Here is a 7,012-nt window from a genome sequence, read left to right on the forward strand (position 1 = left end):
TTGCAGAAACTTTAAATTACACAATTCATTATACCTCGACACCGAAGAAGTTGTCCGACCGTCACTAGGCAGTACGCTTGAATGTTCGAGTTTGTCGAGCGATCGGAATCGAGCATTTTAGCCTATAAATTGAGAAATATTAGATTGGTGATATTACAAAATTTATTCGACTCGATCTGGTAATAAAAATCTGACTTTTACAACACAAAAAAGAGTTACAATTCACGATCGAATATTAAAAAAAAGGGGGAATAAGCAACAAAGCTTATTTCCCCTAAAATATTTACACAGGAAAGTTAATTTGCGGTTAGGCAAAGACAAACTGGCTGGCATTACCAGGAGTCAAACTACTAGCTTGAATTCCGGTTAGTAAGGCTAGAGATTTGCCACCAAAGTCGATCGAAGTATCCGCACCAATTTGAGTTAATTTAATCGTGCTAGCACTGATGCCCAAACTCGCAGCACCCTGAATGCCGATAACATCGGTACCGACTTGGAAATCGACGACGGTATTCGCCGCACCAGGAATTTCGGCATTCGCAATCCAGAATTGGTCGGCACCAGCACCGCCAGAGAGGATATTACCGCCACCAGCACCGACAAACAACTTATCGTTACCATCGCCACCTAAAGCGCGTCCGTTGGTACCGAGGAACAGAGTATCGTTACCAGCACCCGCAGAAATCCGATAATCTTTGGCATCATTCGCCTCGAAGATATCGTCGCCAGCTTGACCGAACACCCGATCGCCATTAGCTACAAAAATCGTGTCGGCACCGCTCCCCGTATCGATCCGGTTGTCACCCGCCGCCGCGCCAGCAATCGGTACATCGACTGTATCGTTACCAGCACCAGTAAAAACACTATCGTTAAACCCATCGAATCCTGGTGTTACCTTAGCGATGAGATTATCGTTACCCGCCGTCCCCGATACTTGCGTAACGGTCGATAGTGGTTTGGCTAGCTCCAAAACGATCGATTCGTTATTGTCGGGTGCAGTCGCCGATCGACCTGTCGAGAACGGATAATTGTTATCGTTAGCAACCAAAATTGTGTTGTTATCGAGTACGATCACATCTTCGATCGTCACGAAGGGGAAGGTAAATTTGGTGCTGCCATCTTTATTCAAGTCGTTGGGGTCTTGAATATTGAGTAGATCGACAACTTCTTCTTTAAAGACATTTCCGTTGGCATCTTTTTTAGAAAGGTCTACTTTGTAGATCTTTTTGAATAGAGCCGTCGCACCTTGTCCGCCATCGCGTTCGATGACGAGGTATTCGTTTTTATTGATGACTGCAAAATCGCCGATCGCATTTCCGGTTGCTTCCATTTTGTAGAAACCGAGTTGACCTTTGTATTTCTGGCTGGCAACATCAAATTCATAGATGCGGAGCGAACCAGCCGGATCGCCAAATACGGTACCTTCGAGCAAGGGATACAAGGTAGACTTATCGGGCGAAATTGCCATCCCTTCAAAGCCACGCGAACCGCCTAAATTGGCTACCGCAGGCGTGCCGACAAATTTGTCGCGTACTAGGTCGCCAGTACCGGGGAAGTCCGTGAAGAAGGCATCGACACCCAAATTGATGAACTGTTCTAATTCTTTTTTAGGGTCGCCTTTGTAGTCGGAAGCTAGGAAGACACCTTCGTTGCGGAAGGTATAAGGATGTACCTGTAAACCAGCTTTGTGAGCGTCGGTTACTAACGTGGTAGGCGTACCCAAAACTCGATCGGCTTCGTTAATTTGACCGTCGCCGTTGAGGTCGTCTGGTTTGCCATCTTTGTCATTGTCTACCGTACTGGAGGGCACGATCAGGCGTTTGTTGGGGCCGATACCCGCTGCATATTTGGCAATGTTGGTGAGTTCGGCAGGTTTGGTCAGATCGCCATAAGTCCGCGCATCGCCGCTGACGATAAAGTCATAGGGTTTGCCTGTCGCACCGCCATACAACTGCACCAATGGGATATCGATCTTGGCGGCGGGCATGAATTTATCGTTAATTTCTTTGAGATTGCTTACCTCAAAGGATTGGATAAATACCCGCTTGGGATCGGTAAAGTTACTCGCAACTAAGGTATCGACGAGTTTTTGACCGAGATTGACATTAATCTTGGTGCCGTCAAGCTTAGTACCTTCCGATGCAAAATAAGTCGGGTGCTTTGTTTCGGGATAGATACCGATTTTGCGTCCGGTCTCTTTCTCTACTTGTTTGACTAGATCGATGACTTCTTGCAAAGTGGGGACTTTTAAGCCATCGTTATCGTACTTAGTACCGCGCAAAGCTGGGAGCCGTTCGATCGCGTTTAGCTCTTTGACTTCTGCGAGGGTAAAGTCTTCAGCAAACCAACCGCCCACCTTGACGCCATCGACGGTTTTGACTGTCAATCGATCGGCAAATTTGGCAAACTGGGCGACATTCGTACTGGTGTCGGTATTGTTGATCTCAAACTTGCCACTCGCATCGCGTTTGATGGTGCCATCAGCGTTTAAAGTCACCACGCCCAACAGCGGCTCGTGACGGGCGATTAAGATCCCATCTTTGGTCGTTACTAAGTCTGGCTCGATAAAATCTGCACCATCAGCGATCGCCAGTTTATAAGCTGCGAGGGTATGTTCGGGACGCTCGCCGCTCGCACCGCGATGTCCGAGGACTAAGGGGGCACTGCCATCGAGAGTTAGGAACTTGGTTTTAGCTAAGACATCAGGGTTTTGAGGCGATCGAACAACTGGACTAGTAATTTGGTCGCGTGCTGAGTCCGCCGTACCGGGGAAATCGGAGAAGAAACCATCGACACCAGCATTAATGAAGGCTTTATATTCTTCGAGCGGATTGCCGTTGTAGTCCGAAGCTAACCGTCGCGGTTCGTTGCGGAAGGTATAAGCATGGACGAGCAAGTTATTGGCATGAGCGTCGGCAACCAAAGATGAAGGGGGGAGAATGGTGCGATCGCGTTCGTCTACCAAACCATCTTTATTAACATCATCTGCCTTACCATCTTTATTAGCATCAACACCCTTGCTAGAAATAATCATCGGCTTCCAGGGGCCGATCCCATCTGCATAGGTGGCAATTTCTGCCAAACCTGCTTTAGTCTGTAAATCAGCGTAGGTGCGTTTGTCGCCCTTGACGGTGAAGTCATAGGGTTGCTTGTTGACATCCTCATAAATCAGCGAACCATCGAGCGCGACATCAAACGCATCCAATAACTGCACCAACGGTAAATTGGTTTTGCCGTTGAGTTCTTTGAGGTTGGACACTTCAAAGGATTGGATGAAGACGCGGCTGGGGTCGGTGAACCCAGTTTTTTGCAGGGTCGCCAGGAGGGGTTCTTCCAGAGATAATTTGAGATTATCGTGGAAAGTTGGGTGCTTGGTTTCGGGGTAGATGCCGATCTTCTTACCAGTATCGGCTTCTACTTGCTTGAGGAGGTTAATGACTTCTTCAAATGTGGGAATTTCATACAAGTTATTAAATACTTGCGTCCGCTCGCTCTGCGGCATAATCGCCCGTAAGGTCTTGATTTCTGCCAAAGTGAAGTCTGAAGCAAAAAAGCCTTCTTCGGCGACGCCATCGACCATTTTAGTGGTTTTCCGGCTGGCAAATTCGGGTTTATCCTTGACGTTAGTGGTGTTAATCATGTTCGGCTCGTGCCGAGCGATGAGGACACCATCTTTGGTCGAAACTAAGTCGGGTTCGATGAAGTCTGCGCCGCGTTCGATCGCGAGTTTATAAGCACCGAGCGTATGTTCTGGCAATTCGCCACTCGCACCGCGATGTCCGATAACGATCGGGGTTTTGCCGCCCAAGGTCTTGAGCATAGTCGCAGCCGGATTGGGAGTCGCGATCGGCGCATCTAATAATTTACCAGTCGCATCGAAATGTAATAAATAAGGGCCGAATTCTTCACCGACCCAAAATGTCCCATCTTTGGCGATCGTGAAGGATTCTAAGTCAAAATCTGCACCTGTTAATAGTCGATCGGCAGTATTTTGATTCGTAATATTAAACGGAACTTTCTTGTCAGGATCGGAGAATTGAACGAAGTTTAAAACTTTAATACTGCCATCGCCACCTGCTTCGTAGCCTCGAAAACTAGGATCTAAACGATACAGCCGTAAGAGAAAATCGGCACTGTTATCTTTACCGCCATAACCATTGTCTGCTAAATACCAAAAAGAATTGCCATCAGCAAATTGAACGCCACTGAGTCCTTGGACTGGTTGGGAAGCAAACGGTGTGGTTCTGCCATTAGTTGGGTTTGCTACTGCGCTGCCAGATTTGGGGCCAGCCGCAAACGTATCGGCGGGAAGAACTGCAAAACCTTTGAGCGTGACGATTGGAGTTTCCATGACTAGCCTATGTACTTATTCTGTTGTTGGCAAATGTAGCGATCTCGTTGCTTGATCGGGGTATGTAGAAATTGAGAAAAGAGCAGAGATTTAAGATTTAAATCCCCAGCTTTAGAGGTGGAATGCTGCGATCTCTGGGTTTAACTCCAAGCGACCGAAAAGATTGGGATAACCTTCTCATGTTGATGTTAGTAAGAAATACTGTCGCGCTAGATCGCTTGTCTATACTCAAAAAAATCTCATATACTTGGGTTAATTTTAGAGATAGAGACTGCAAAGATAGTTTAGTGTTTCCGAAAGGATATTAGCATTTACATCAATAATTTGGCGTTAAAATTGCCTTATTAGCAAGTTAAGCATTGATTAAGATCGCCTAAATTAAAAGCAAGATCCAGTCCTAAAAACCAATTACATCGATCGCTAAGAATTATTGACAACAAAAGATCCCGCAGGGTTTGCATCGGCGAGATTGGTAAATATTTTTGAAGAATTTTTAACTTTCAGCAATCGATTTATCAAACACAGATTGAGTGAATATTTACATCGGTCGATCGACTGATTTTCGATCGGCGATGGATGACTCAATATAAGAGAACCTCGTGGCTGCGCGCCGCTGACAGCGGCGTTCGCTCGTAAACCCTAGACGCCGAGCGTTATCTCCAGCCTTGCCTCTGGCGATACGGCAAAGCCACAGACGAGCGTAAGCTCGGAGTGCCGTCGATCGATCGGTTGCTTGGAGGGCGATATCTAAATTAGCAGGAGTTTGAGCGATCGCATTAATTAAAAATAAGCTGTTTATTGTCTAAAGTTAACGACCGAATTTTATGTGCAATCGCAAGATTCACTCGGCACTACTTTAGAAGCAAAGTATATAATACTAGCTCGAATTTTATCCAATTACTTGAATCGGATTTAACTTGCTGTTAACGATATAACAACTTTATAAGTCTTAGATCGCTGGATATCTGTGATTGAAATCTCCAAATACCATCCGTGACAATTCGATAAGTTCAACTATTTTGAAATCGGCGAAGAACTTCATAGAATTCAAAGTAATCTACAGATTGTGATGCTATGCAAACAAGAATTAGTTACCGATTCATTTCGTCAAACTCTTGAAAAAATGGAATTACAGCGATCTCTGTGAAAGAGCATGAGCGGTTGAATCAAATTCTCAAGACAGTAGAGCGACCGATCGATTTACCGATCTTTACTGGAGAAATGGTGCTAGCAACCTTACAACAGATCGTTTCTATTAGCAACGACCATTTTGGTAAGCTAGCTCAGGGCAATTACTGGCGCAAAGCACACGATCGAGTTATCGATAAATATCCCTCTGTCCGCTCTTTTTCAGCCGACCATTTTGGCAAAATCAGTTGCGATCGGGATCTATTAGAGCGGGAATTGACAGATGCAGATATTCAGGGTTTACGGCTCTGGGTGCAAAAATTTATTGAAGAATGCGAACGTTCCAATCGGAACTTTAGAGATATTTTGCACAATTCAAATATTTCACTCTCAGCAACATATTTTTTAGAGACTTAATTTGTAGCTAGCTTCTGTCAAATCCGCTAAATGATGCTTAACTTGCCGATCTTCCCTGGTACTAGACAAGATTGAAGTGTAAAAATGGTAACAAACTACACCACCCGGTTGGATTTTCTAACTGGAGTGTAGCAGACTTAGTTCGACGATCGCACCAACAGTATCTACTCCAAAATCTGGAACTGCACCTATCTAAATTTTATGTATACAAGTACTGCAAATTATCCGCTCGGTAGACGGGTAAAATGTTTCAACTTTACTCAAAATCATCCGACAGGCTCGGATATCATCGAGATCTCTTATGGAGAAGTCATCTCGATCGATCTACCAGAGAATTACCAAGAGTTTAATAATCCCCTTACTGATGAAAGCTGGGAAGTAACAGGCTACTCAATCAAAGTCGATGCTGGCAAGATCTCGGAAGTTATTTTCGATCTAAAAAGAAACTCAATCAGTCGATAGCTTGTCAAGGTCATTCGATCGCGCATACTTGTTATCATTAGAGCAATCTCATCATCTAAGCTCTCAATATTTGTAACTGATTTAGATCGCCAAACTTACGATCGATCGCGGTAACTTAGCACTTCATCCGAACGCTCCGATACATCCACCCGTCTGTGTTTGCGCTGGAGCCAATTATCGAACGAAAACCAATTGAATCGACATGTAGCTAAGAGTGCGAATAGTACGATTCCATAGATGAGTTGACTGGTGGCAATTTCCCATTTTTGAACCGATGTAACTCCCATCATCAGCATTACCATCAACGCAGATGTGACAATTAAAGCGATCCGAGTTGATAACCCCAAAATAATTAAAACCCCGACTACAAGTTCGATAATCGGTACGAGGTAGGCATTTAGGCGCACCAACGGTTCGGGAAAATAAGACCCTTGCAAAGTTTTGACTGTCTGTTCGACAAAACCAGGAATATTGCCGATTCTGGTGAAGCCATGATTGAAAAAATTTACACCAATTAGCAACCGCAGCAGTAAATGTGCGACAGCTAAATCTCGTGGCTTAAGACTAACATCAGTTCTAGTATCGTACATATTAGATCCTCCAATTAATTAAGAAAAATTAGAATTATTTCCAGTCGATCCTACGGGGGATTTA

The 7,012-nt window shown here is 44.8% G+C and carries 4 protein-coding genes; 2 read left to right on the forward strand and 2 right to left on the reverse strand.

What is annotated here, in order from left to right:
- Positions 1-307: 307 nt before the first annotated feature.
- Positions 308-4,351, reverse strand: coding sequence for a glycerophosphodiester phosphodiesterase family protein (locus tag C7B77_RS20000; protein ID WP_106308882.1), 4,044 nt, complete (start codon positions 4,349-4,351; stop codon positions 308-310).
- Positions 4,352-5,494: 1,143 nt separating this feature from the next.
- On the opposite strand from C7B77_RS20000, the gene C7B77_RS20005 reads away from it, so the two are divergent.
- Together C7B77_RS20005 and C7B77_RS20010 are read left to right on the forward strand one after the other, a co-directional pair.
- The gene (locus C7B77_RS20005; protein WP_106308885.1) at positions 5,495-5,896 is read left to right on the forward strand and encodes a hypothetical protein; all 402 of its coding nucleotides are present in this window, start codon (positions 5,495-5,497) and stop codon (positions 5,894-5,896) included.
- Positions 5,897-6,097: 201 nt separating this feature from the next.
- Entirely contained in the window at positions 6,098-6,358 is a 261-nt protein-coding gene (locus tag C7B77_RS20010; protein ID WP_106308888.1) for a hypothetical protein, read from the forward strand.
- Positions 6,359-6,453: 95 nt separating this feature from the next.
- Here C7B77_RS20010 and C7B77_RS20015 read toward each other — a convergent pair whose 3' ends face one another.
- The gene (locus C7B77_RS20015; protein ID WP_106308891.1) at positions 6,454-6,948 is read right to left on the reverse strand and encodes a DoxX family protein; all 495 of its coding nucleotides are present in this window, start codon (positions 6,946-6,948) and stop codon (positions 6,454-6,456) included.
- Positions 6,949-7,012 lie beyond the last annotated feature (64 nt).

The sequence above is a fragment of the Chamaesiphon polymorphus CCALA 037 genome (genome assembly GCF_003003845.1).
GTDB classification, from domain to species: Bacteria; Cyanobacteriota; Cyanobacteriia; order Cyanobacteriales; family Chamaesiphonaceae; genus Chamaesiphon; species Chamaesiphon polymorphus.